Origin of the sequence: Terasakiella brassicae, assembly GCF_014641495.1 — a bacterium.
Lineage (GTDB): Bacteria > Pseudomonadota > Alphaproteobacteria > Rhodospirillales > Terasakiellaceae > Terasakiella > Terasakiella brassicae.
The window spans coordinates 1-23,742 of record NZ_BMHV01000029.1 but is presented as its reverse complement, the minus strand read 5'-3'; the positions used below and the strand labels follow the sequence as shown (position 1 = coordinate 23,742).

23 protein-coding genes and 1 tRNA gene are annotated in these 23,742 nt (G+C 48.1%); 18 read left to right on the top strand and 6 right to left on the bottom strand.

Annotation, left to right across the window (positions count from 1 at the left end):
* Positions 1–24 precede the first annotated feature (24 nt).
* Positions 25–1,278: a tyrosine--tRNA ligase gene (gene tyrS, locus IEW74_RS15125; RefSeq protein ID WP_188666687.1), complete on the bottom strand. Its 1,254-nt coding sequence runs from the start codon at positions 1,276–1,278 to the stop codon at positions 25–27.
* An 84-nt stretch (positions 1,279–1,362) separates the two neighbouring features.
* Between tyrS and IEW74_RS15120 the strand changes: the two genes are divergently transcribed.
* Both IEW74_RS15120 and IEW74_RS15115 read left to right on the top strand, forming a co-directional pair.
* Positions 1,363–1,995 carry a MarC family protein gene (locus IEW74_RS15120; RefSeq protein ID WP_188666685.1) on the top strand — a complete coding sequence of 211 codons (633 nt, stop codon included), beginning with the start codon at positions 1,363–1,365 and terminating at the stop codon, positions 1,993–1,995.
* A gap of 12 nt (positions 1,996–2,007) precedes the next feature.
* The gene (locus IEW74_RS15115; RefSeq protein WP_268233815.1) at positions 2,008–3,087 is read left to right on the top strand and encodes an anhydro-N-acetylmuramic acid kinase; all 1,080 of its coding nucleotides are present in this window, start codon (positions 2,008–2,010) and stop codon (positions 3,085–3,087) included.
* A gap of 55 nt (positions 3,088–3,142) precedes the next feature.
* On the opposite strand, the gene IEW74_RS15110 is transcribed toward IEW74_RS15115, so the two are convergent.
* Positions 3,143–3,802: an alpha/beta hydrolase gene (locus IEW74_RS15110; protein WP_188666684.1), complete on the bottom strand. Its 660-nt coding sequence runs from the start codon at positions 3,800–3,802 to the stop codon at positions 3,143–3,145.
* A gap of 230 nt (positions 3,803–4,032) precedes the next feature.
* Between IEW74_RS15110 and cysE the strand changes: the two genes are divergently transcribed.
* The 13 genes from cysE (at position 4,033) to IEW74_RS15045 (ending at position 13,796) form a co-directional block, all read left to right on the top strand.
* Positions 4,033–4,737, top strand: a complete 705-nt coding sequence (gene cysE / locus IEW74_RS15105; RefSeq protein ID WP_229734384.1) for a serine O-acetyltransferase — start codon at positions 4,033–4,035, stop codon at positions 4,735–4,737.
* Between the two features lie 12 nt (positions 4,738–4,749).
* Complete coding sequence (locus tag IEW74_RS15100) at positions 4,750–5,220, top strand: Rrf2 family transcriptional regulator (RefSeq protein WP_188666682.1); 471 nt, start codon at positions 4,750–4,752, stop codon at positions 5,218–5,220.
* Between the two features lie 11 nt (positions 5,221–5,231).
* Positions 5,232–6,341 carry a cysteine desulfurase family protein gene (locus IEW74_RS15095; protein WP_188666681.1) on the top strand — a complete coding sequence of 370 codons (1,110 nt, stop codon included), beginning with the start codon at positions 5,232–5,234 and terminating at the stop codon, positions 6,339–6,341.
* A 46-nt stretch (positions 6,342–6,387) separates the two neighbouring features.
* Entirely contained in the window at positions 6,388–7,614 is a 1,227-nt protein-coding gene (locus IEW74_RS15090) for an IscS subfamily cysteine desulfurase (protein ID WP_188666679.1), read from the top strand.
* Positions 7,615–7,658: 44 nt separating this feature from the next.
* Positions 7,659–8,042, top strand: coding sequence for a Fe-S cluster assembly scaffold IscU (gene iscU / locus IEW74_RS15085; RefSeq protein ID WP_188666678.1), 384 nt, complete (start codon positions 7,659–7,661; stop codon positions 8,040–8,042).
* A 27-nt stretch (positions 8,043–8,069) separates the two neighbouring features.
* The gene (locus tag IEW74_RS15080) at positions 8,070–8,414 is read left to right on the top strand and encodes a HesB/IscA family protein (RefSeq protein ID WP_188666677.1); all 345 of its coding nucleotides are present in this window, start codon (positions 8,070–8,072) and stop codon (positions 8,412–8,414) included.
* Between the two features lie 95 nt (positions 8,415–8,509).
* Positions 8,510–9,151: a Fe-S protein assembly co-chaperone HscB gene (gene hscB, locus IEW74_RS15075; RefSeq protein ID WP_229734383.1), complete on the top strand. Its 642-nt coding sequence runs from the start codon at positions 8,510–8,512 to the stop codon at positions 9,149–9,151.
* Between the two features lie 4 nt (positions 9,152–9,155).
* Positions 9,156–11,051, top strand: a complete 1,896-nt coding sequence (gene hscA, locus IEW74_RS15070) for a Fe-S protein assembly chaperone HscA (protein ID WP_188666676.1) — start codon at positions 9,156–9,158, stop codon at positions 11,049–11,051.
* A 59-nt stretch (positions 11,052–11,110) separates the two neighbouring features.
* Positions 11,111–11,437 (top strand): ferredoxin family 2Fe-2S iron-sulfur cluster binding protein, encoded by a 327-nt coding sequence (locus tag IEW74_RS15065; RefSeq protein WP_188666675.1) that lies wholly within the window; start codon positions 11,111–11,113, stop codon positions 11,435–11,437.
* A gap of 26 nt (positions 11,438–11,463) precedes the next feature.
* On the top strand, positions 11,464–11,664 hold the full coding sequence (iscX, locus tag IEW74_RS15060) for a Fe-S cluster assembly protein IscX (RefSeq protein WP_188666674.1): 201 nt from the start codon (positions 11,464–11,466) through the stop codon (positions 11,662–11,664).
* A gap of 68 nt (positions 11,665–11,732) precedes the next feature.
* Positions 11,733–12,458, top strand: a complete 726-nt coding sequence (locus IEW74_RS15055) for a DUF599 domain-containing protein (RefSeq protein WP_188666672.1) — start codon at positions 11,733–11,735, stop codon at positions 12,456–12,458.
* Between the two features lie 5 nt (positions 12,459–12,463).
* Positions 12,464–13,570, top strand: coding sequence for a tRNA 2-thiouridine(34) synthase MnmA (mnmA, locus tag IEW74_RS15050; protein ID WP_188666670.1), 1,107 nt, complete (start codon positions 12,464–12,466; stop codon positions 13,568–13,570).
* A gap of 149 nt (positions 13,571–13,719) precedes the next feature.
* A tRNA-Met gene (locus tag IEW74_RS15045) sits at positions 13,720–13,796 on the top strand.
* A 61-nt stretch (positions 13,797–13,857) separates the two neighbouring features.
* Here IEW74_RS15045 and amt read toward each other — a convergent pair.
* The 3 genes from amt to IEW74_RS15030 all read right to left on the bottom strand — a co-directional run bounded on the left by amt (position 13,858) and on the right by IEW74_RS15030 (position 19,032).
* Positions 13,858–16,350 (bottom strand): ammonium transporter, encoded by a 2,493-nt coding sequence (amt, locus tag IEW74_RS15040; RefSeq protein WP_188666668.1) that lies wholly within the window; start codon positions 16,348–16,350, stop codon positions 13,858–13,860.
* 334 nt (positions 16,351–16,684) lie between these two features.
* Positions 16,685–18,358, bottom strand: coding sequence for a sensor domain-containing phosphodiesterase (locus IEW74_RS15035; RefSeq protein ID WP_188666666.1), 1,674 nt, complete (start codon positions 18,356–18,358; stop codon positions 16,685–16,687).
* A gap of 38 nt (positions 18,359–18,396) precedes the next feature.
* Positions 18,397–19,032, bottom strand: a complete 636-nt coding sequence (locus IEW74_RS15030; RefSeq protein ID WP_188666664.1) for an rRNA large subunit pseudouridine synthase E — start codon at positions 19,030–19,032, stop codon at positions 18,397–18,399.
* Positions 19,033–19,104: 72 nt separating this feature from the next.
* Here IEW74_RS15030 and IEW74_RS15025 point away from each other — a divergent pair, with 72 nt between their 5' ends.
* Positions 19,105–19,449: a hypothetical protein gene (locus IEW74_RS15025; RefSeq protein WP_188666662.1), complete on the top strand. Its 345-nt coding sequence runs from the start codon at positions 19,105–19,107 to the stop codon at positions 19,447–19,449.
* 362 nt (positions 19,450–19,811) lie between these two features.
* Complete coding sequence (locus IEW74_RS15020; protein WP_188666660.1) at positions 19,812–21,500, top strand: methyl-accepting chemotaxis protein; 1,689 nt, start codon at positions 19,812–19,814, stop codon at positions 21,498–21,500.
* Between the two features lie 74 nt (positions 21,501–21,574).
* Here IEW74_RS15020 and IEW74_RS15015 read toward each other — a convergent pair whose 3' ends face one another.
* The gene (locus IEW74_RS15015; RefSeq protein ID WP_188666658.1) at positions 21,575–21,781 is read right to left on the bottom strand and encodes a hypothetical protein; all 207 of its coding nucleotides are present in this window, start codon (positions 21,779–21,781) and stop codon (positions 21,575–21,577) included.
* 269 nt (positions 21,782–22,050) lie between these two features.
* Here IEW74_RS15015 and IEW74_RS15010 point away from each other — a divergent pair, with 269 nt between their 5' ends.
* Positions 22,051–23,463: an SPOR domain-containing protein gene (locus IEW74_RS15010; protein ID WP_188666657.1), complete on the top strand. Its 1,413-nt coding sequence runs from the start codon at positions 22,051–22,053 to the stop codon at positions 23,461–23,463.
* Positions 23,464–23,742: the final 279 nt, after the last annotated feature.

The following is a 23,742-nucleotide window of genomic DNA, read 5'->3' as shown; positions in this document are numbered from 1 at the left end:
TAAATGTGTAGACTGTTATCCGGCTTAAACCGGTTTGATCAAAGCATGGCGTTTTTTGCCAAAGGACAGTTTGATTAATCCATCGTCGTTGGCGTCTGCCAATGTGATGAGTTGGTTTTCATCATTAATGGCATTGTCGTTAAGGCGGGCACCACCGCCTTTAATGGCGCGGCGGGCTTCGCCGCCGGATTTTGCCAATTCAACACGGCGCATGGCATCAAAGGCAGGAATGCCGTCTTTCAGATCGCTTTGCGAAATCTCGAATGTCGGCAGGTCTTTGCCCAATTGGCCTTCTTCAAAGGTTTTCTTGGCGGTTTCTGCTGCATTCAGGGCTGCTTCTTCGCCACGGCAAAGTTTGGTGACTTCATGGGCGAGGATTTTCTTGGCTTCGTTTAATTCCTGACCTTGCAGAGCTTCCAGTTTGGCAATTTCATCAAGGGGAAGTTCGGTAAAGAGTTTCAGGAAACGACCAACATCGGCATCCGAAGTATTGCGCCAGTATTGCCAGAAATCATAGGCTGACAGCATATCGTCGTTTAACCAGATGGCTCCGTTTGCCGTTTTCCCCATTTTCTGACCACTGGATGTGGTCAGCAAGGGAACGGTCAGGCCGAAAACTTCGTTGCCGGAAACGCGACGGGTCAATTCAACACCGTTAATAATGTTACCCCATTGGTCCGCCCCCCCCATTTGCAGGGACAGGCCGTGGCGTTTGTTCAGTTCATAGAAATCATAGGCCTGAAGGATCATATAGTTAAATTCAAGGAAAGTCAGCGGTTGTTCCCGATCAAGGCGCAGGCGAACGCTGTCAAAGCTCATCATGCGGTTGATGGTGAAATGACGACCGAAATCACGCAGGAATTCAAGGTAGGATAAACCGGACAGCCAATCATCGTTGTTGACCATGATGGCATCGCTATTGCCGTCACCGAAATCAAGATATTTGTCGAAAACGGTTTTAATACCGGCCATGTTATTGCTGATGAATTCATCGCTCATAACCGGGCGGGTGGCATCTTTACCGGACGGGTCGCCGACTTTTGTGGTGCCGCCCCCCATCAAAACAACAGGTTTATGCCCCGTTTTTTGCAGCCAACGCAGCAACATGATTGGCAAAAGGCTGCCAATATGCAGGCTGGTTGCCGTACAATCGAACCCGATATACGCTGTAATAACCTCTTTTGCGGCTTTTTCGTCCAAGGCTTCAATGTCTGTGCACTGGTTGATAAAACCGCGCTCTGACAAAATGCGAATGAAATCGGATTTGTAATGGGTCATGGATAGGGTTTTCCTGAATAACGCTTTACTTTACTATGAGGCGGGCCTACTTAGCATAAAACGACAAGGGTGCTCTATATAAAAATGACGGATATTATTCTTCAGGCTTTCGTTACAATGTTCGTAATTATCGACCCGATTGGCCTAACGCCAATGTTTATCGGGTTAAGTGCGGGGGCGACAGCGGCTTATCGTCGTAAAATGGCGTTACGCGCGGTTCTTTTTGCGGCCTGCATTCTTGCTTTCTTTGCTTTGATTGGGCATGAGTTTCTCGGCCTGTTGGGGATTGAAATGTCATCATTTCGCATTGCCGGCGGGGCCATGTTGTTTTTGACCGGACTGGAAATGGTTTTTGGCAAGCGAACGACCCGGCGTAGTGAAAATGCCGAAGAAATCGTTGCGGAACACGAAATGGAAGATATTTCCGTCTTTCCATTGGCGATCCCCTTTTTGGCAGGGCCGGGGTCTATCACCTCCATAATGCTGTTGATGGAAGGTCAGGATGGGAATTTTGAAGGCCAGTTCGTGATTTTGGCCGTTACGGGCGCGGTGTTGCTGGTCAGCCTTGTTTTGTTTATGTTGTCGGACAAGTTGGAAAAAATATTGGGACAAACGGTTTCAAGTATTTTTTCGCGTATTTTGGGTGTGCTACTGGCGGCGCTGGCTTCGCAATATATTATTGACGGGTTGCGGACTGCCTTATTCAGTAATGCATAAGGGTGACCAATTGTGAAACTGGTTCTGGGGTTGATGAGCGGCACGTCACTGGACGGTATCGATGTTGCGTTGATTAGGACAGATGGAGACAAGGTCGGGGAACTATTGGGTTTTCAAACCTATCCCTATGATGAAGAATTTCGGGGAAACGTTCAGGCCAGTTTCGGGCGGAAGGACAATTTTGGTGATCTGGAAGAACAGGTCACGCAACGCCATATTCAGGCGGTAGAACGTTTTTTACAGGCCGAAGGTTTTGCCCGTTCCGATATTGATTTGATCGGTTTTCATGGACAAACGGTCTTCCATGACCCAACGGCTGGTTTAACCGTACAATTGGGAAATGGTGCGGATATGGCACGTAGCGTGGGGATTGACGTGGTGAATGATTTGCGCAGTGCCGATGTGTTGGCCGGGGGGCAGGGTGCCCCATTGGTTCCTGTTTTTCATCGTGCCTTGGTGCAACAAAGCAACCTGAAGGGGCCGATCGCCATTTTAAATTTGGGTGGGGTCGGTAATGTGACATGGATTGGTCGTGACGGCGAACTTCTGGCATTTGATACAGGGCCGGGAAATGCATTGATTGATGACTGGATCAAGCGTCATACCGGGCAGCCGTATGATGAAGACGGTATCATTGCGGCGCGTGGTGATATCCATGATGACTGCGTAAACACTTTTATTCGCCATTCTTATTTTCAAAGACCTGCCCCTAAAAGCTTAGATCGGGATGAATTTAAATCCTTTGCCTTCGATCTGGTGGATGATTTAAGTGTCGAAGACGGGGCTGCAACATTGGCGGCTTTTAGTGTGGCCTCGGTTATCAAGGCGCAGGATGAATTTCCCGATTGGCCGGATCGTTGGATCGTCTGTGGCGGGGGGCGCTTGAATAAGTCGTTAATGAGCGCGTTTCGGGCCTATTTATACGCAGATGTGCGAACAGCAGAAGACGTTGGCTGGAATGGTGATGCGATTGAGGCACAGGCCTTTGCCTATTTGGCGGCGCGCAGTGCAGAAGGGCTGGCGATTACTTTTCCCGGCACAACGGGTGTTGCCAAACCGATAAGCGGCGGTGCGTTACATAAAGCACGCTAAAAAAATGGCCCCACATGAAATGCAGAGCCATTTTTATTATACTGTACTGACTGGATTATTCGGCAGCCAGTTCAACAATGCGGCGGTCGAGATAGTCACCGACGAATTGTTTGATCAGTTCGGCTTCGCTTTCATTATTGAAATAGTGCGTTGCCTCTGAAATGCGTTCGTAAGTGATGCTGATGTTTTTCTGGCTGTCCAGTTTATTCACCAGTTTTTGCACCGATTCTTCCGGTACAACATCATCGGCATCGCCATGAATGACCAATCCTGAAGCCGGGCAAGGCGCAAGGAATGAGAAATCATACAGGTTTGCAGGGGGCGCAACGGAGATAAAGCCGTTGATTTCCGGGCGGCGCATCATCAGTTGCATACCGATCCACGCGCCAAACGAAAAACCGCCAACCCAGCAAATACGGGCATTCGGGTTGTGTGTCTGCATCCAGTCCAGTGCCGCAGCCGCATCGGACAATTCACCAATGCCGCTGTCGAAAATACCTTGTGAACGGCCAACACCACGGAAATTGAAACGCAAGACGGAAAAGCCGCGTTCCTTAAATGCTTTGAACAAGGTGTAGGTCACACGGTTGTTCATTGTGCCACCCTGTTCGGGGTGGGGATGGAGCAAAAGTGCAACAGGTGCGTTGGGGTCGTTGCTGTGATGGTAACGCCCTTCGAGGCGACCTTCAGGTCCATTGAAAATGACTTCAGGCATTTTTCTCAGACGAATCCTTTAGGTAAGAATATAAAAAATTAAAAATCCGACTACTTTTTGCGGGTATTGCATAAAAATATAGAAAACTGCCCTTCATAAACTTGACTAAAATAGTCGGGCATTCTATATTCCCTAACAACAAGCTATGAAATAGTGTCAATCGGTCGTCAGATCAATGGTGCCTCTCATAGCGCAAAATGGATCAAGATACTAGCAAAACGTGGTCTGCCGTGTTTAAAAGATTTAAAGAAGACATCGACTCATTCATTCAACGTGACCCTGCGGCCAAGTCCCGCTTGGAAGTTATCCTTTGTTATCCGGGGTTGCACGCGTTGATGTTTTATCGTGTTTCGCATGCTTTATGGCTGCGTGACTGGCGCTTGCTGGGACGTTTTTTATCCCATGTCGGTAAAATTCTCTCAGGCATTGAAATCCATCCCGGTGCAACGATCGGTCGGCGTTTCTTTATTGATCACGGCACAGGTGTTGTGATCGGTGAAACGGCTGAGGTCGGCGACGATGTCATGCTTTATCAAGGTGTGACATTGGGCGGAACCTCGCTGGAAGAAGGTAAACGCCACCCGACATTGGAAGACGGTGTGATTGTGGGGTCCGGTGCGCAAGTTCTCGGCCCGCATGTTATCGGTGCCGGGGCGCGTATCGGGGCCAATGCCGTTGTGTTGGAAGATGTTCCCCCGGGTGTCACGATGGTTGGTATTCCGGCCAAGATGGTGATGGGGCGCAAAAAGAAAGACAATGGCGATTTTTGTGCATATGGGACGCCGGACGGTATGACCGATCCGATGGTGCGGACCATTGAAATGTTACGTAATGAAATTCATGCGTTAAAGAATCGGGTTGAAGAATTAGAAGGCGATGATGTCGAAAAGAAATCCGAAAAGAAACTGGATATCGTTTCCTGCGGGCGTAAATAGGGAGTTTTTGCCGTGAAGTTAAGTACAAAAGGTCGTTATGCCGTGATGGCAATGGTTGATCTGGCCTGCAACAGCAAGGGAACGCCGGTGTCTTTGGCGGATATTGCCGAACGTCAGGAAATTTCACTGTCCTATCTGGAACAATTGTTTGGCAAGTTGCGCAAAGGCGATTTGGTGAAAAGTGTGCGGGGGCCCGGCGGTGGATATTTGTTGTCGCGCGATTGTTCAGAAGTGCGTGTTTCCGACATTATTATTTCCGTGGATGAGCCGATTACGGCAACACGCTGTACGCCGGGCAATCCGAACGGTTGTCGTGAAAACAAAAGTCGTTGTTTGACACATGATCTCTGGACCGAGTTGGGAAATCAGATTTATCTGTATCTCAGTTCGGTTTCCTTGGAAGATATTGTTGAAAAACGATTGTTGGGGACCAGTAACCTGTTTAATGCGGCGGTTCGCGCCAAGGTTGAGGCCGCAGAGTAAAGATTAAAGTCATGTCACGTATTGCATATATGGATTACAACGCGACAGCGCCGGTGTTTCCATCGGTCGCACATGCCATGAGTACGGCGATTGCCCATGTCGGCAACCCGTCATCTGTGCATCGTCTGGGACGTGAAGCACGTGCCATGATAGAAGAGGCGCGTGAATCGGTGGCAGACCTTGTGAACGTGCCGCGTGACTGGGTGATTTTCACCAGTGGCGGGACCGAGGCGGATGCGCTGGTTCTGAAAGGCTGTAGCTGCGAACGTGTGCTGGTTTCAGCCGTTGAACACGCGGCTGTGCTGAAGGTACGTGACGATGCAGAAATCCTGCCGGTCGATGGTAACGGCATTGTTGATTTAAATGCTTTGGAAGCCGCGTTGAAACAAGATAATCGTTCAACCCTGGTCAGTGTGGTTGGTGCCAACAATGAAACAGGCGTGATCGAACCGATTGGCGAGATCGTTGAAATCGCACATCGTTACGGCGCGTTGGTTCATTGTGATGCGGTACAAATGGCCGGGAAATGCGCATTTGATGTTTCGGCACTTGATCTTGATTTTGCGAGTTTGTCTTCGCATAAAATCGGTGGGCCGCAAGGTGTTGGTGCCTTGGTTAGACGTGAAGGGTTGAAACTGGACGCCATGTTTAAAGGTGGTGGGCAGGAACGGTCCATGCGCGGCGGGACTGAAAATCTAAGCGGTATCGTTGGATTTGGTGCGGCCGCTCGTGAGAAAGTGAATTTTGTTGAAATCGAAGCGTTACGTGACGATTTAGAAAGACAAGTGAAGGCACTCGGTGCAGTCGTTTTTGGCGATCAGGTCAAGCGTTTGCCAAATACAAGTTATTTTGCCTTGGTGGGGATGCCCAGTGATCGTCAGGTGATGGCGCTGGATCTCGCCAATGTTATGGTCAGTGCCGGGTCGGCCTGTTCCAGCGGGAAGGTGAAAGCGTCTCATGTGCTGAAGGCCATGAAAATTGAAGATGACGTTGCGAATTGTGCCATTCGGATTTCATTAGGATGGAATAGTTCAAAAGAAGACGTGGAAATGTTTGTACAAGCGTGGAAAAAGTTGGTAGAGCGCGTACAGGCCAAACAGACGAAGAGTAATGCCGCCTAAGGCATTTAGTTTTGGATTGAAGAAAAAGAAGAAAAGGAGTGCCCACATGGGCGTAAATACACAGGAACATCCGGTTTACTTGGATTACCAAGCCACAACACCGACGGACCCCCGCGTCGTAGAAGCGATGTTGCCGTATTTTACTCAAAAATTCGGAAACCCGCATTCACGTAACCATGCCTATGGTTGGGAAGCTGAGGAAGCTGTTGAAGAGGCGCGCAAACAAGTTGCGGACATCATCAACGCCAATCCGAAAGAAATTATCTTTACGTCTGGTGCAACGGAATCGAACAACCTGGCCCTTAAGGGTGTGGGTGCGTTCTATAAAAATAAACGCAATCACATCATTACGGTTGTGACCGAACATAAATGTGTTCTCGATACCTGTCGCCATATGGAACAGGATGGCTTTGAGGTCACTTACCTTGGCGTTCAACAAAACGGTTTGATTGATCTGGAAGAATTGAAAGCTGCCATGACGGACAATACCTTGCTGGTGTCTGTGATGGGGGTCAACAACGAAATCGGTGTTATTCAACCCCTAAAAGAAATCGGCGCCTTGTGTCGTGCCAACAAGACCTTCTTCCATACGGATTGCGCGCAGGCGGTTGGCAAAATTGAACTCGATGTGGAAGAAATGAACATCGATTTGATGTCTATTTCCGGTCACAAAATTTATGGCCCGATGGGGATTGGGGCGCTTTATGTGCGTCGTCGTCCGCGTGTGCGTATCATTGCCCAAATCAACGGTGGGGGTCAGGAACGCGGTATGCGCTCCGGTACGCTTGCCCCGGCGCTTTGTGTCGGCTTGGGCGTTGCCTGCGAAATTGCCAAAAAAGAAATGGCAACAGAAAACGAACGCCTGCATAAACTGCAAATGCATATGTGGAACCGTTTCCAGAATGAACTGGATGAGGTTTACCTCAATGGCGATCTGGAACAACGCGTATGTACCAACCTGAATGTAAGCTTTGCTTTCGTTGAAGGCGAAGGCTTGATGATGGGGATTAAGGATCTGGCTGTTTCCAGTGGGTCGGCTTGTACATCGGCTTCGCTTGAACCGTCTTATGTGCTGCGTGCTCTCGGTGTTGAAGAAGAACTGGCCCATACGTCTTTGCGACTGGGGATTGGTCGTTTTTCCACACAGGAAGAAATCGATTATGCAACGGACCGGATTATTAAAGAAGTCAAACGCCTGCGTGAAATGAGCCCGCTTTATGAAATGGCTCAGCAAGGTATTGATATTAAATCCATCCAATGGGCTGAACACTAATTTCGAAAGACAGCCACCTTTGAAGTGGTTTAAAGGAGAAGAAAATGTCTTATAGCGATAAAGTTGTCGATCACTACGAAAACCCGCGCAATGTTGGTTCAATGGACAATGAGGCCGGTGAAATCGGAACCGGTCTGGTTGGTGCGCCCGCCTGTGGCGATGTGATGCGTTTGCAGATCAAAGTCGGTGCTGACGGTATCATTGAAGATGCCAAATTTAAAACATTCGGTTGCGGTTCTGCGATTGCGTCCAGCTCACTTGTGACGGAATGGGTTAAAGGCAAGACGCTGGATGAAGCGTCCAATATCAAAAATACGGATATTGCCGAAGAGTTGGCGTTACCTCCGGTGAAGATTCATTGCTCTGTGCTGGCAGAAGATGCTATCAAAGCAGCAATTGAAGATTATAAAGCAAAACATAAAGACTAAATCAATCACGAAGGAGTGACGCCAACCATGACTGGACGTCCCGCCCCAATTAGCGTGACCGAAGCGGCACTGGACCGGATCCGCGTCCTGATGGAAGGACGCGGAAAACCGAGTAAAGGTGTACGTATCGGTGTACGGACAAAAGGCTGTTCCGGCCTGTCTTACACGCTGGAATTCGCCGATGAAGTCAATGAGTTTGACGAAGTGTTCGACGCAGCCGACGATATAACCATTATGATAGATCCGAAGGCAACCATGTTTATCTTCGGAACCGAAATGGATTTTGTTGAAGAACAAATGGCCTCCGGCTTTGTCTTCACCAACCCCAATGAAAAGGGGCGTTGTGGCTGTGGTGAATCTTTCCACGTTTAAAAGCAAAAGGTAGGAAGCCATCCCCGCGCCTTATGCGGGGATCTCTTTTACAAAGAGGTTTCGCATGTTGTGCGCAAGGGCGATTGTTTAGAACTATGGACGTATCAAACCAAACGATGATGCTGAAAAACGACAAAAGCAGTGTTCATCCCTGTTGGTCTTGCAAAGGACCGGTCAGTGGTGGAGATTTGTTTTGTGAAACCTGTCATGCGGTTCAACCGCCCGGCCATATCGACCATTTCAGCCGTTTCGGGTTGCAAAAGGCCTATAGTCTGGATGTAGATGGGTTGGAACGCAGCTATTTCGAACTGCAACGTCATTTGCACCCGGATCGTTTTGCAAATAAAACACCGAAGGAAAAGACGCTGTCTCAGCAACAGGCAGTCAGTTTGAACGAAGCTTTCGAAGTGTTAAAAGACCCGCTTAAGCGCGCGGATTATTTGTTGAGTGTGCTCGGGATGACGGGCATTAGCCATGATCATACGGTGAATGATCCGGTTCTTTTGATGGAAGCGATGGAAACACGCGAAGCCTTGATGGAGGCACAATCCGTCGATACGGTGAATGCATTATCCGATAAGGCGCGCCGTGATGTACGTGATTGTGTGCGTGCGATTGCACAGGCCTTTGATCAAGAACAATATGACGAGGCTCGTAAATTAGCCTTGCGCCTGAAATATTTGACGAAACTCTTGGAAGAAACGCGCCAGCATAAAGCGCGTTTGGTAATGAAATAAGACCATGATCGAAACCGTATTGCTACAAATTCACGAACCCGGCGAAACACCCCTTCCCCATGCGGGCGACAGCGATTTGGCGGTGGGAATTGATTTAGGCACGACCAATTCCGTTGTTGCCGTCTCTAATGACGAAACGCCCGAAGTTTTGCGCGATGAAAATGGCTCGGGTCTTGTGCCCTCTGTTGTGGCTTACGCACCGGATGGGTCTGCCATTGTGGGCCAACTTGCCAAACAGCTTTTGCTGATGCGCCCGGAAACAGTGATTTCATCCGTTAAACGATTGATGGGACGTGGCCTTCAGGATGTAAAATCTATTTCAGGAACCCTGCCTTTTGAAGTAATTGAAGGCGAAGGCATGGTACGTCTTAAGGTTTCGGGCAAAGAACTGACGCCGGTGGAAATTTCCGCCGATATTTTACGCGCTTTGAAAGAACGTTCTGAAGATCAGTTGAAGCAAAAGGTTGAAAAGGCAGTGATCACCGTCCCTGCTTATTTTGACGATGCGGCCCGCACCGCAACCAAAGATGCCGCAAAGCTTGCTGGTTTACAGGTTCTACGCCTTGTGAACGAACCGACAGCCGCTGCGTTGGCCTATGGTTTGGATAAAGAGGCCGAAGGGCTTTATGCTGTTTATGATCTTGGTGGCGGGACATTTGATATCTCGTTATTGCGCATGGAAAAAGGCGTGTTTCAGGTTAAATCGACAGGCGGTGATGCGTCCCTTGGCGGGGATGATTTTGATCATGCCATCTTGGAATATTTCCTGACGGAGCGCCGCGCAAAGTTCGGTGAAGAAAAACTGACGACGGATGATGTAAAAATTGCACTGGTTACCGGACGAATGGCGAAAGAATGCCTGACGGAAAATGACAGTGGCGATTTTGTATTGGAATTTAACGGTCAGTCTTCAAAACATACGATTACCCGTGAAAAATTTGATGAACTGGCGGCACCACTTGTGGATCGCACAATTGATATTTGCCGCAATGTTCTGGAAGATGGCGATACCTTCCCGGACGAAGTCAAAGGCATTGTTCTGGTTGGGGGATCGACCCGTGTACCTTTGGTGCGCAAACGGGTGGGGGACTTTTTTGGACAACCTCCGTTATCTGATATCAACCCGGACGAAGTTGTCGCGGTCGGTGCCGCATTGCAAGCCGAGGCTTTAACCGTTGGTTCTGACAATCTGTTGCTGGATGTGACACCCTTGAGTCTGGGGATCGAGACAATGGGCGGAATTGTGGAGAAAGTCATTCCGCGCAATACCCCGATCCCGGTCGCCAAGGCACAGGAATTTACCACCTATCAGGATGGTCAGAGCGCAATGGCAATTCATGTTTTGCAAGGCGAACGTGAAATGGTGGATCAGAACCGGTCCCTTGCCCGCTTTATTCTGAAAGGGATCCCGCCGATGACGGCCGGGGCGGCACGTATCCGTGTGACCTTTAGTGTGGATGCCGACGGTTTGTTGACGGTCGGGGCAGAAGAAGTCACAACGGGCGTTTCTCAAGAAGTTGCCGTGAAGCCGTCTTATGGGTTGTCCGATGAAGAAATGGCCCATATGCTACGTGACAGTATGGTCCACGCCAAGGAAGATATGGAAGTCCGCCTTTTGACGGAAGCTCGCGTGGAAGCCAAACGGGTGATGGAAGCCGTTTATTCCGCGCTCCATATCGATGGTAAGTTGTTGAATGAAGATGAACGCGCCCATATCAATGTTGTTTTGAATAAACTGGACGAAACAATTGCGAGCGATGATCGTCACACGATCAATGCGATGGTTGAAGAATTGGACCGTGAAACACAGGTTTTTGCCCAGCGTCGTATGGATAAGGGTATTGAAGAGGCCCTGACCGGGGTAAACGTAGCGAAGCTGGAAAGCGCGATTGAGTCTTGATTTCTTGACCAAAGTCGATAAAAGGCTTGCAACGCAGTTTTTAAAGAGAGAAGAAAACCATGCCTAAAATGACTTTCATTAACCCTGACGGTTCTGAAAAAGTAGTAGACGCCGCCAACGGTTTGTCCGTTTTGGAAATCGCACACAAGAACGATATTGATCTTGAAGGTGCGTGTGAAGGCTCTTTGGCTTGTTCAACGTGCCATGTGGTTGTCGATGAAGAATGGTTCGACAAGTTGAATGAAGCATCTGAAGAAGAAGAAGATATGCTGGATTTGGCGTTTGGCCTGCAACAGACCTCTCGTTTGGGATGTCAGATTATTATGTCTGACGAACTGGACGGTTTGACTGTGCACGTGCCGGCGGAAACACGTAATATCGGTTAATTTTAACCGGACGAGGAGATTGTCTCATGGGATTGCGCTGGACGGATATTCACGATATTGCCATTGAATTGGAAGATGCTCACCCGGATGTAGATATTATGTCTGTGCGCTTCACCGATTTATGGAAATGGGTGCAAGAACTGGATGATTTCGAAGATGATCCGGATAAAAGCAATGAAAAAGTCCTCGAAGCCATTCAAATGGCATGGTTGGATGAACGAGATTAATATGAACAGTCCCTGCCATCTTGCAGGGACGTTTTCTTTAGACGCAAGGTGAATAAAGGGCCTCGGCGATGAATGTCCAATTTATGTATGGTGTAACCCTTCTGGATATTGTTGCCTTGAGTTGGTTCTTGCTGGCTTGGGTCGGTTATACATCGTGGGCGGATCGTTTTAGCCAGACACGTCCCAGTTTGATGACGGTCATGTATGACTATCGTCTGGAATGGATGAAACAGGCTTTGCATCGCGAAGTCCGTGTGGCGGATGCTGCGTTGTTATCGACATTGATCCGTTCGATTTCGTTATTTGCCTCAACAGCTATTTTTTTGTTGGGTGGGGTTGTGGCAATTTTTGGGTCATTGGAACAAATTCAGGATTTGACCAAAGACCTGACCTATGTTGCCAAAGCGTCCAAAGTCATGTGGGAACTCAAACTACTGACCTTGGGTACAATTTTTATATATGCTTTTTTCAAATTTGCGTGGGCGTTGCGTCAGTTCAATTACATGCTGATCGTGATGGGGGCATTTCCGTCACCGGAATTTGCAAAGACGAAAGAAGCGCAGCAAATTGCTGAACGTGCAGCACGGGTGAATGCTCTGGCTGTGCAGACTTTTAACCGGGGAATGCGGACATACTATTTCGGTATGGCTGCACTCTCGTGGTTTTTGAACCCTTGGATTTTCATTGCGGTCACCCTATTTGTTGTTTTGGTGATTTACCGTCGTGAATTCAAATCCAAAACACTGCGCACGCTGGACCCGAACAGCGATTATGAAAACGTTTTTAAGTTCTGAAGAAAATGAACTCTCTATTTATTGATAAAGCCCCTGAAGATACCCGCATTATTGTTGCCATGTCCGGTGGCGTAGATAGCTCTGTCACGGCTGCCATGTTGAAAGAACAGGGCTATGACGTTGTGGGCGTGACGTTACAGCTCTATGACCACGGCGAGGCTGTCTGCCGCCCTAATACCTGTTGTGCAGGACGCGATATTTATGATGCACGCCGTGTGGCCGATCAAATAGGTATTCCCCATTACGTTTTGGATTATGAAGAAGTTTTCAAACGTGATGTGATGGATTATTTCGCCGAAACCTATGTACAGGGCGAAACGCCAATTCCTTGTGTCAAATGCAATGAAACCGTTAAATTCCGTGATTTGCTGGAAACGGCAAAAGATCTGGGCGGGGATGCTTTGGTTACAGGCCACTATGTGCAATGGCAAAAGACCGATCAAGGGGCTATTCTTTTGCGCGGGGCCGACCATCGCCGCGACCAAAGTTATTTTATGTTTACGATGACGCAGGCACAGGCCGATTTTGTGCGCTTTCCTTTGGGGAATATGTCGAAGGATGAAACGCGGGCCTTGGCAAAAAAATATGGTTTGTCTGTTGCCTCAAAAAGCGACAGTCAGGACATCTGTTTTGTGCCGGAAGGCAAATATGTCGATGTGGTCGAAAAATTGCGCCCCGGCGCGTTAGAACCGGGGGAAATCGTTCATTTGGACGGTACCGTTGTTGGTAAACATGACGGGATCATCAAATATACGGTCGGTCAACGCCGGGGCTTAGGCATTGCATGGCCGGACCCCTTATATGTGATTCGACTGGATGCAGAGAAAAAGCAAGTCATTGTCGGCCCGCAAGAAGCCTTGCTGGAGTTTGAATTGACGATTGCCGAATTGAACTGGATCGGCTTTACACCTCTGTCTGCTGAGGGCCGCGAGATTGAAGTCAAGGTCCGTTCAGCACAGCCACCACAACCGGCAACGGTTTATCCAAATGCGGATGGTAGTGCCCGTGTGGTTTTACGTGATGGTTATGCCGGTATTGCACCCGGGCAAGCTTGTGTTTTCTATGAAGGGGAACGCATGTTGGGTGGCGGCTGGATCCAGAAAGCTGCCTGACTTTTCAGGGAAATAGCAGATGTTTTTAAAGGGTCGACTTGCGATTTGTGCGACTTTCAAAAAAAAGTTAAAAAACATTCTCTTTGTTGCTTGACACTTTCCCTGTGCTGCCGTAAAAAGCGCGCACTTCGAAGCCAAACGGTTACGATGGCTGGATAGCTCAGCTGGTTAGAGCGCGGCACTCATAATGCCGAGGTCGGCAGTTCAAGTCTGCCTCCAGCTACCAATTCAAAAGGACTTAGAGATTGCTCTCTAAGTCCTTTTTGTTTTTTTGCCATATGTAAGGGTTATTCAGCGGCTTCCTGTGCTTGTTTGTGTAAGGACAGGCTGTTCACAAGCTTATTCAGATCATGGGCGGAGCGTGAAATTTGTTCGGCTTCTGCTTTCAGGCTGCTGGCTTGGGTGTGACTGAGGCTGGCGGCTTGTTTGACATCAAGAATACCGTCATTCAAGTTACCGGTCTGTGTGGCGGCATCTCCGGCCATATAGGATGCTTCATTTGTGTTGGCAGCAACCCGGTTGATTTCAGCTGCGACATGCGATGTCATGTCGGTCATCTTGTTCAGGCGCCCGGTGATTTTATCGGCAGCAGATGTTTGGCGACCAACCGCAAGGTTAATGCCATCGGCGGTATCATTAACATGTTCGACCAGTCCCGCGATTCTTTCCATAACCTGAACGGCATCGCTGGCACCAGCTTGCATGTTCAAAACGCGTGTCTCGATATTGGCAATGGCTTTGGCGGTTTGATCGGCAAGTTTTTTGACTTCCCCGGCGACGACCGCAAACCCTTTTCCGGCTTGGCCGCTGCGGGCCGCTTCGATGGTGGCATTTAAGGCCAGCATGTTGGTTTGATTGGCAATGTCGCTGATTAAGCTCAGGACCTGTCCTGTGTCGCGTGCCGCAGTACCAAGAGCTTTCATCTTGTCACGTCCTTGGCGGACTTCGACAACGGCATTATTCAGTACGCTTTGTGTTTCCCCGGTAGAATTGGAGATTTCTTCGATACTGCCCATGACGTTGCGGATTTCGTCGGCAACCGATTGAACCGTCAAGGACATGTCGTCGGCGTTTTTGGCAATGGCTTGTGCGAGGGTTCCGGCTTCACCGACACCAGTGGCCATAATATTCATATTGCCTGATACGTTCTGCGTTGTACTTTCCAACTCAAAAGCGCGCGATTGTGTTTGTTCCGCCTGTGCGCTTAGGTTTGTCGACATGTGTGTCAGGTTCTGTGCGGCTTGAACCAAAACGGATGTCGTTTTCTGCATGCCTGTGACGAGAGAGGCGTTGCGGTCCATGAGGCGCTTGAAATAAAAGGCAATTTCATCGGCCTCATCAGCTGCGATAAAATTTGCGTGGGGTTCCTCCTCCCCCGATGTGGCGCCAAAAACGTGCTCCATTTCCCGCAGGACATGCGAGGCGCCCATTGTTGCAGCATGTTCGGCAAAGTTTAGGCCATTCATTTCATCTTCGCCACTAACGCGCATCCCCCCTTTAAACATCTTATCAATGACTTTGAAAAGGAAATAGGGAAGGGCAAAGGCCCAAAGGAATGCAACACCGACACCAAAGCTTTGTATACCAAGTTGCGCCCACATGCCGCCTTCAAAGGCACCAGCCGGGGCGACAAGGGCAAGGGCAATGGTTCCAAAGGCACCAGCGACACCGTGGACGGAAACCGCACCGACAACGTCATCCGCCTTTAATCGTTTTTCGAGGAAGTCGGCGGCAAAGACAACAGCGACAGCACTGCCACCACCAATGAAGATTGCCCCCCATAAGCTGACGGTATCACACCCGGCTGTAATGCCGACCAAGCCACCAAGAACGCCGTTGATTGAACGGTCTGGGCGGTAATGTCCATCCACAAACCGTCCGAGGAAAAGCCCGACAAGGCCACCAATGGCACCGGAAACAATAGTGTTTGCAATGATATGGGCAAATGCCGGGGTGCCCGCTGTTGTCGATCCACCGTTAAAACCAATCCAGCCGATCCAGAGGATAATACAGCCAAATGTCGCCAGAACCGGACTGTGACCGTTGATGGAAACAGGTTTTCCGTTTTCATCATAACGCCCGATACGGGGGCCGATGACAAGGATAGCCGCCAAAGCAACCCATCCACCTACAGAGTGCACAACCGTAGAACCCGCAAAGTCAATGAACCCGAGGGAGGCTAAAAAGGGTTCATTCTCAGTTACCAAAAGGTTCCCCCATGCCCAATGCCCGAATACAGGATAGATCAGAAGGGAAATGACAAGAGTTACCGCAAGATACCCCCCAAATTTCATACGTTCGGCAACGGCACCGGAGACAATCGTGGCGGCTGTGCCACAGAAAACGACTTGGAATACGAAAAAGGTGAAGGTCCAGTCTTCCACTTTGTCAAAGGCAAATAAATCCCAATCAAAACCGATAAGTCCACCGATGGAACCACCAAACATAATCATAAAACCAACCGCCCCAAAACAGACGGTCGCAAGAATGAAATCGGCAATATTTTTTTGTGCAACGTTAATTGAGTTTTTAGACCGTACCAGCCCGGCTTCCAGTAATAAAAAGCCGCCTTGCATGAAAAAGACGAGGCAAGCGGCCATCATGGTCCAGATATGGTCGATATTTAATTGTTTTTGATTAAGTTCGTTCTCAAGAAAAGTCAGGCGTTCTTCAAGCGCTTTAGCTTCCATTGCCCATCCGCTTTTGACTGAGCAAAAGTAGATGACGGCGAGAAGAGCTGAAAATAGAACCGCCTTTGGTCCATTTTTTAATACCGTCATTGGTACTCTCCGTTTTTAATTTATTTTTGCAGACGTTATCCGTCTTTTTTCGGAGAGAAGAGCAAAAGTAGTGCCAGTTTAGAATTATCTAAAGGAAACCGGGGGCTTTCTCAAAAAACATTGAAAGCAATTTTATTTTTGCGGTGCAATATGGGTTAAAAACTAGGCGATTTTTTGATGCCCGCCTAAATAATAGGCGTATGATATTTGTATAAGTATTTGTTTTAAATATATTTTTAATATCCTTTAGGGGTAGAGGTTCTTTATCTGTTTGTATGTTTCAACATAAGTGCATGCTGTAAAGATAGTGATTGTTGTGCGGTGCGGTATTGCGTTATTTGCGACGAACTTTTGATGTCGGGGCAAATTTGTTTGCATACTGAATGGGGTCAGGGTCGGGTTTACCAAAGAACCAGCCTTGTCCGAAGTCGATGCCGCAGTCTTGCATGTGTTTTGCCATTGCGGCATCTTCTACCATTTCCGCAACGGTATGGATATTCAGGTCATGGCACATGTTGGACATGGCCCGTAAGAGATCATTGCCTTTTTCGGTTGAGTAAGCCCGCTTGACAACAGGCCCGTCGAATTTGACCACATCAACGTCTAGTCCATTCAGGTAGTCAAAGCTGGCAGCGCCTGCACCAAAATCATCCAGACAGACTTCGAAATCCAGTTTGCGGATAGATTGCAGGATACGGTTTACCTTGGGTAAATCTTCAATGCGCGCGGACTCGGTAATTTCAAATAGTAAATGGCCCGACATTTCCGGCGAATCTTTTAACATATTGTATAAGGTGCGCATAAACATGTCGTTGCCCAAGGAGGCACCGGACAGGTTAATAGCCAAGGGGGGCAAGAAATGAGTTTGCCTGAAATGATGGACGCGTTCGATTGATTTTTTGACAACCGCCATATCCAGATCGCAGATAATACCGACCTCTTCGGCCAAACAGATCATATGATAAGGCGATTCTTTGGAACGTTCGCCTTTAAAACGTAATAATCCTTCGAAATGATGGACGTAACCGCGTTTCAAGTCGTTAATCGGCATAAAATGAATGTCGAAATCCATATTTTTGGCGACTTCTTTAATAAAACCGACATTTTTTACAGTATTGGTCATCATACCGGACAAAACATCAGACAGGGCGTTTTCACGCACGGACCCTTTGTTTTCACAGAACCGCTGCATGGTATGGATCAAGGCACGCGCAACCTGATCTTCGCTCATACCCGCGCCGTCAACGTCCAATGTGCTGGATATGGCCTGCACCATATCGCCATCGGGATGGATTTGGGCGGCCAAGGCTTCAATTTTTTCATTGATGGCTTGTGTATCGACTGTGCTGGCGTGGGCAAAGCTAAAGCTGGTATCGTCAATGCGACTCGCCGTATCCCCGCCAAGCGAGCTTTCGCTTAAGATCGATCCAATTTCACCCAGAAGCTTTTGTTTATCTGTCGCACCGACCGTATTCAAAAGTTTATCCAGATGATTAACTTTAAGCATGGAGACTTGAGCATCCCCACCTGCATGGATAAAGGAGGTCACGCGTTCAGAAGCGGCCTGTGCAAAAGATTCGGTCTCTAACAAATTGGTTTCTTCTTCGCGTTTAAGCGGTTCAATTTTGCCGAAACTGCCGCGATGGGGATCAACCTTAAGGGCAAGGAAAAAATGATTGTTAAAATCAGGAACGCGATAACCGGATAAGGAAACCCGCAGTTTCATGCCCTTGGGACCTTTCAGGTACAAGGTAGCATCATCCAGACGCCCCTTGTTGCTGGCGGTATCCAGAAGTTCGTTTACAAGTTTGACATCTTCGTTGTGAATATAATCAGCAAAAGAGGTCGCTGTCATTTCCTGTGCCGTTTTCCCAAGCAAAACAGGTGTTGCCCCGGCAACAAATTCAATGTCACGATTGTCATTTAATTCGAACAGAAGATCGGCCCGGCAAAAAGACAGGGCTACGAAACGTTCTTTTTCTCTTTTTGTTTTATCGATACTCGCCATTCTCGACCTCTTTGGTATTCTCTGTAGAATACTGTTTTTCAGGTTTGTTTTCTATGTAGTTTTTTGCGTGTGCGTTGTTTGCTCTTGTAAGGGCGGGGTGATGCCTTGATCTCGGGGAGGTCATCCGGTGAAACGTCCTTTTCCACCCAATCCCCATTTGCGATCCCATCCAGCGTCCAGGGACCGATCGCATATCTGATTAAGCGCAGTGTCGGGAAGCCGACTGCCGCAGTCATGCGCCGAACCTGACGGTTCTTCCCTTCTTTGATGGAAAGTTCAATCCAGCTTGTCGGTATTTTTGCACGAAAGCGAACAGGTGGCGTGCGTTCCCATAATATATCAGGTTCACTGATAAGGCGGGCTTGGGCGGGTAGGGTCTTTCCATCTTTTAACACAACGCCATTTCGCAATTTGTCCAAAGCAACCTCATCAGGTACACCTTCGACCTGAACCCAATATGTTTTTGGGAGTTTAAATTTGGGATGAGCGATCCGCGCCTGAAGTTTCCCATCGCCTGTTAAAAGTAATAAACCTTCACTGTCTTTATCCAGTCTTCCGGCTGCATAAACGTTGGGTATATTGATATAATCGGCCAATGTCTTATGGGCGATACCGTCATCGCTGAACTGGCACAAGACGTTAAAGGGCTTGTTGAATAAGATTATTTTCGACATAAGCTCACTTATCCAATAAGAATGCTTTTTGTGCAACCGTTTGCACCCACTTATTTACAGTTAGGAAGGTTTATGTCTTCAGCTTTGCCGAATGCCCAGTTTTCCCATATTAAAAATGCTGAGCTGCGCCGTATCATTTTGCAGGCTTTAAGTGACATGAAAACGCTTCTTGAACAAACGCCGTGTCTCTCTGCCCTATCGCTGGCGGATCAGCTTAACGAGATTAAGAAGGCGGCCTTTGAAAAAATGTATGCGATAGGGCGCCAAACAACCAAACGAGATTTGTCTGAAGATGTTTTGAAGGCCATCCGCGCGTTACAGGATGCTTTTGGACAAATCATTGTTGCCATATCCCCGATGGATAATGTGCGTTATTGTTTGGATGAGATCTGGATGAAAGAGCTGAATAACGATTAGAGTTATGCGCGAATCGAATGTCGAGTGATCAGTTTTTCCATATGCAATATGTAATTTAATTATAATCCCGCTCGGTGGTGAGCGAAAATCCGCTAAATGGTTTTTTGCCGATTGGCGGGTTTCCGCCTACAAATCCACGCAAATCTACTTAGGGCCAAAAAATTGAGCTTTTCTGTGTGAAATACAGACAATGCGGGCACTATTTCATACTTGTTTGCTCGACTATTTGATAAAGTCCCTCCCAAGCAAAGCCAAAACATAAAGCAAAGAAAGAACGTGCTCCTTTTTTGAGTAAAGGGAGTGCTTTTTTTATCAATGGAAAACGAACAGAAGCTTTGCATTGATCTGTACGGGAGTATGCAATGAACCTTACAATTCGCAATAAAATCATTTTGATTTGTGCAATTGTTTTAATGGCGCTTTCAGTTATTTGGGGGACGGGTCTTTGGACCAATACGAAAGCACAAAAAACGGCACAGGTGGCGAGTGATCTGCGTCGAGATATTGATTTTCTCAACCTGTTACGTCGTCAAAACCTGATCGTGACTTCTCAGGCAAATAAAATGATTTTGTCAGCAGTGAATGAAGAAATTGACAAAGACCTCTTTGAAAGCATGGCAGAGAATGGAAAACTCCTGCTTTCCAATAATGACAAGCTCAAACAATATGCGCGGGATGAAAACTCTCAACGCTTGGTCGATTTAATAACCAAGGATTTAGATAAACTTATTTCCGGTTTAAATACCGGGTTTGGCCCAATGGTGGAAAAAGGGACCGTGAATTTCGGTGCTCTTACCAAAATTGGATTGGTGGTTGATCTTATTGGTGATCGACTGGATCGCAATATCGGTGCGATTGGGGAAAATATTCAACAGAAGCTTGATCATTCCTCGCTGGAAGCAGACGATTCACTAACGGCTTCGTCTTATATTACATCGATCGGGTTTGCGATTGCAGCGGGTATATCCGGGATTTTATTACTGTTTCTGGGGCGCAGCATTCTTTTACCGATTAACGAAATGACACAGGCGATGTCACGTTTGGCCGATGGGGATAAAGGGGTAGAAATTCCAGCAACAGACCGTCAGGATGAAGTTGGTGGAATGGCTAAGGCAGTTGTCGTTTTCAAGGAAAGCATGATTAAGGTTGAGGAATTGGCGAACGAAACCGTACGTGCGAGTGAAGCGTCACGTGAACGGGCGCAAAAACGTAAAGCATTGATCGAAGTTTTTGACCGAAACATTGGTGATCTGGTTCAGGATGTGTCAGGCTCATTGCATTCTATGGGGAAAGTTTCGCAAGATATTCATGGGTCCACAGAACAAATTTTGGAACGTGCCGAAAATGTCACGCAAAATTCGTCTCATGCGGCAACGAATATGGGGGAAGTCAGTGCGCTGGCGGAACAGCTTGCTTCCTCTATTGCTGAAATCAGTCAACAGGTGAACTTGTCTTCGCGCAAATCCACGGATGGCGTGGAAAAAACACAAGCCACACAGGCTTCTGTTGAGAAACTATCCGATGCGGCGGAAAAAATCGGTCAGGCTGCGGGGCTGATTAACAGCATTGCAGAACAAACCAATTTACTGGCGCTTAATGCGACGATCGAAGCTGCACGGGCAGGCGAGGCGGGGAAAGGATTTGCTGTCGTTGCCGGGGAAGTTAAAAATCTGGCTAGCCAGACGGGGCGTGCAACTGATGAAATTCAGCAATATATCGATGCCATTCAATCGGCAACACAGGATGCTGTTTTACGGATCGGCGATATTTCCGATACGGTTTCAGAAATTGACCGGATCAATGCCTCTATTGCCTCTGCGGTTGAAGAACAAACAGCAGCAACAGGTAATATTGCTCAAAATATAGACGGTTCATCTCAGGCAGTGCAGCAAGTGGATGATTTTATCGCGGTCTTAAAAGGGGAGGTCGAGCAATCCTGCCAGTCGGCGCAAAATGTTTTGTCCAAGGCGGATGATTTAGATTGCCAGTTTGAAACCTTGAAAGCACAAATTGAGGTTTTCCTCAGTGATGTGCGAAACGTCAGGGAATAAATAAAGAAAAAGCGGCGCTGATTATCAGGGCCGCTTTTTAGTTTTTGTCTAGTTTTTGTCTTCGCTTTTTAATTTTAATGTGTTTGAACCCGTCTGTAGAGCTTGCGATCAACCAGGGCGACTTCACTCATGGTCTGCATATCAAGATCGTCACGGGCATTCATAAGGTGAACATGCACCGGCAGGTTGGGGAGTTCGATTAAGCGTGTGGCGATCCAAATGGTGTCCGGATGCCCCACTTTGACAAACCGGTCACCCGGTTGGATATGTGATTTGGCCATTTGCTTCCTCAAGAATTTGATACAGGTAATCTATACTGCAAGTTATATTAGCACGCCAAAAGTTAACAAAATCTTGGATGCGAACAGTTTTTGAGAAAAAAAGTAAATTGGTTTATACTGAATTCGGGCGTTGATCCTTTTTGTTTTCATTAAAGAAAAATTAGGATTCACATAAGATTATGGGAGAACCTATATCAGGAGTCTTGCAGGCTGGTTTTTGCATGGGGTAAAGACGAAAGCCTCAAGACACAGGCAAAAGGAATAAAGGCGTGTTTGGGAAGACAAAACGCTACGCTGCGCTTTTTGCTGCCGGATTGACGCTGGCGTCATGTGGCGGCATTCAGGACGGGAGTATGCTTGATCCCGTATTCTGGGAACGAAGCGATTTTTCAAAAACGGCAGAAAGTACATCGGCGTCCGATCGTGGATTGGCTGAATTGGTCAAGGGAAACTATCTCCCGGCAGAAGCTCTTTTTGATCAGGCTCTTGGTGCGGATCCTCGCAATGTTTATGCGTTGCTGGGCAAGGCAATGATTTATCAAAATACGGGTCAAATGACACGTGCACGCGCTCTTTACGAGGCTGTGCTGGCACAACGCCCGGATGAAAGCTTGAATGTGATTATCTGGACGGATGCAACGCCGCGTAATGTGGCCGAGGTTGCAACCATGAACCTGTCCATGATTGATTCCGGCAATGTGGTCGGTAATCTGGCACATGGGGCAGCCGGTGTCGATAAACCCGCCGACATGGGGGGGGCACCGGGTTACGGCATGACAGCCGGTTCGGGCACTTATGGTCAAATCCCCATGAACGGGACAACCGCTTTGCGTCAAACCGATATGGAAATGCAATCCGGCACCATCCCGGAAATGGGTATGGATGAAGGAACGCGCAATGTTGTATCTCGCTTCAACACCTTGCGTGACCTGCTGGATCAGGGCTTGATTACACCGGAAGAATTTAAAGTCCGGCGCAGTCGAAATGTCGGCGCGTTGGTTCCGCTTTCCTCAAAACCACCGGCGGCTGGTCTGGATCGCCCGGTTCCGACATCGGCACAAATTGCAGGACGTTTACGTGCGATTGGACGCGCGCTGGAAATGCGGGCGATTACTATCGAACAGCATGCTGCAGAACGTAAAATGATTCTGGATGCCTTGATGCCGGAAACACCACTTGTCTTGGCGAACCCGGCTGTTCCTCCCCAAGGGTTGATGGCATCGGCAGATGCGGTGCGGCGTCTGGAAGGGCTACAAGCTGAAGGGCTCATTTCATCTGATGAATATGCCCGTGAACGCAATGCCATTGAAAAAGGGTTGCAGCCTGCACCGCCTGCTGGAGGTGCGGCGATGACAGATAACACGATGGGCGGCAGCCCAACTGCTATGCAACCCAATGCCAAAAAGAAAATGAGTGGGCCACAGCCTGCTGTTCATTTGGCGTCTTATAAATCAGAAAGGGATGCATCACGCGGCTGGGCACAGTTGAAGCGTGCGCATCGAAGTCTGCTGGGTAATTTGGACTCCGAGATTCTTCAGGTGAACCTTGGTCCGGGAAAGGGGGTTTTCTACCGTTTATTGGCTGGTCCGCTTGATGATAAGGGGGCCGCTGCGAGCCTTTGTCAAAAACTCAAATCAAAACGTCAGTTCTGTGAACCCGGATTCATGGGGACGAATGGCTAAAAGACTTTAATATCTTCCCAAATGCTCAAGGAGGTTGTGTGCGCTGCACCAACCTCCTTTTTATTTGCCTAAAATTCGGGAGAAATCATCTCGTAAAAAATGGCTGTTTTTTGCGGTTTTTTACGATTTTATTCGCGGCTGCGAAAAAAAATACAAAAAAAATGAAAAAAGGTGTTTACAGGGTGGTTTGAGGTCTTTATAACCCGGCTTCACCAACGGGGCGCTGCCTCGGAGGGGCTCTCAAAAAGCTTCGGCAAAACAAGGGCTTAGACAGAGGAT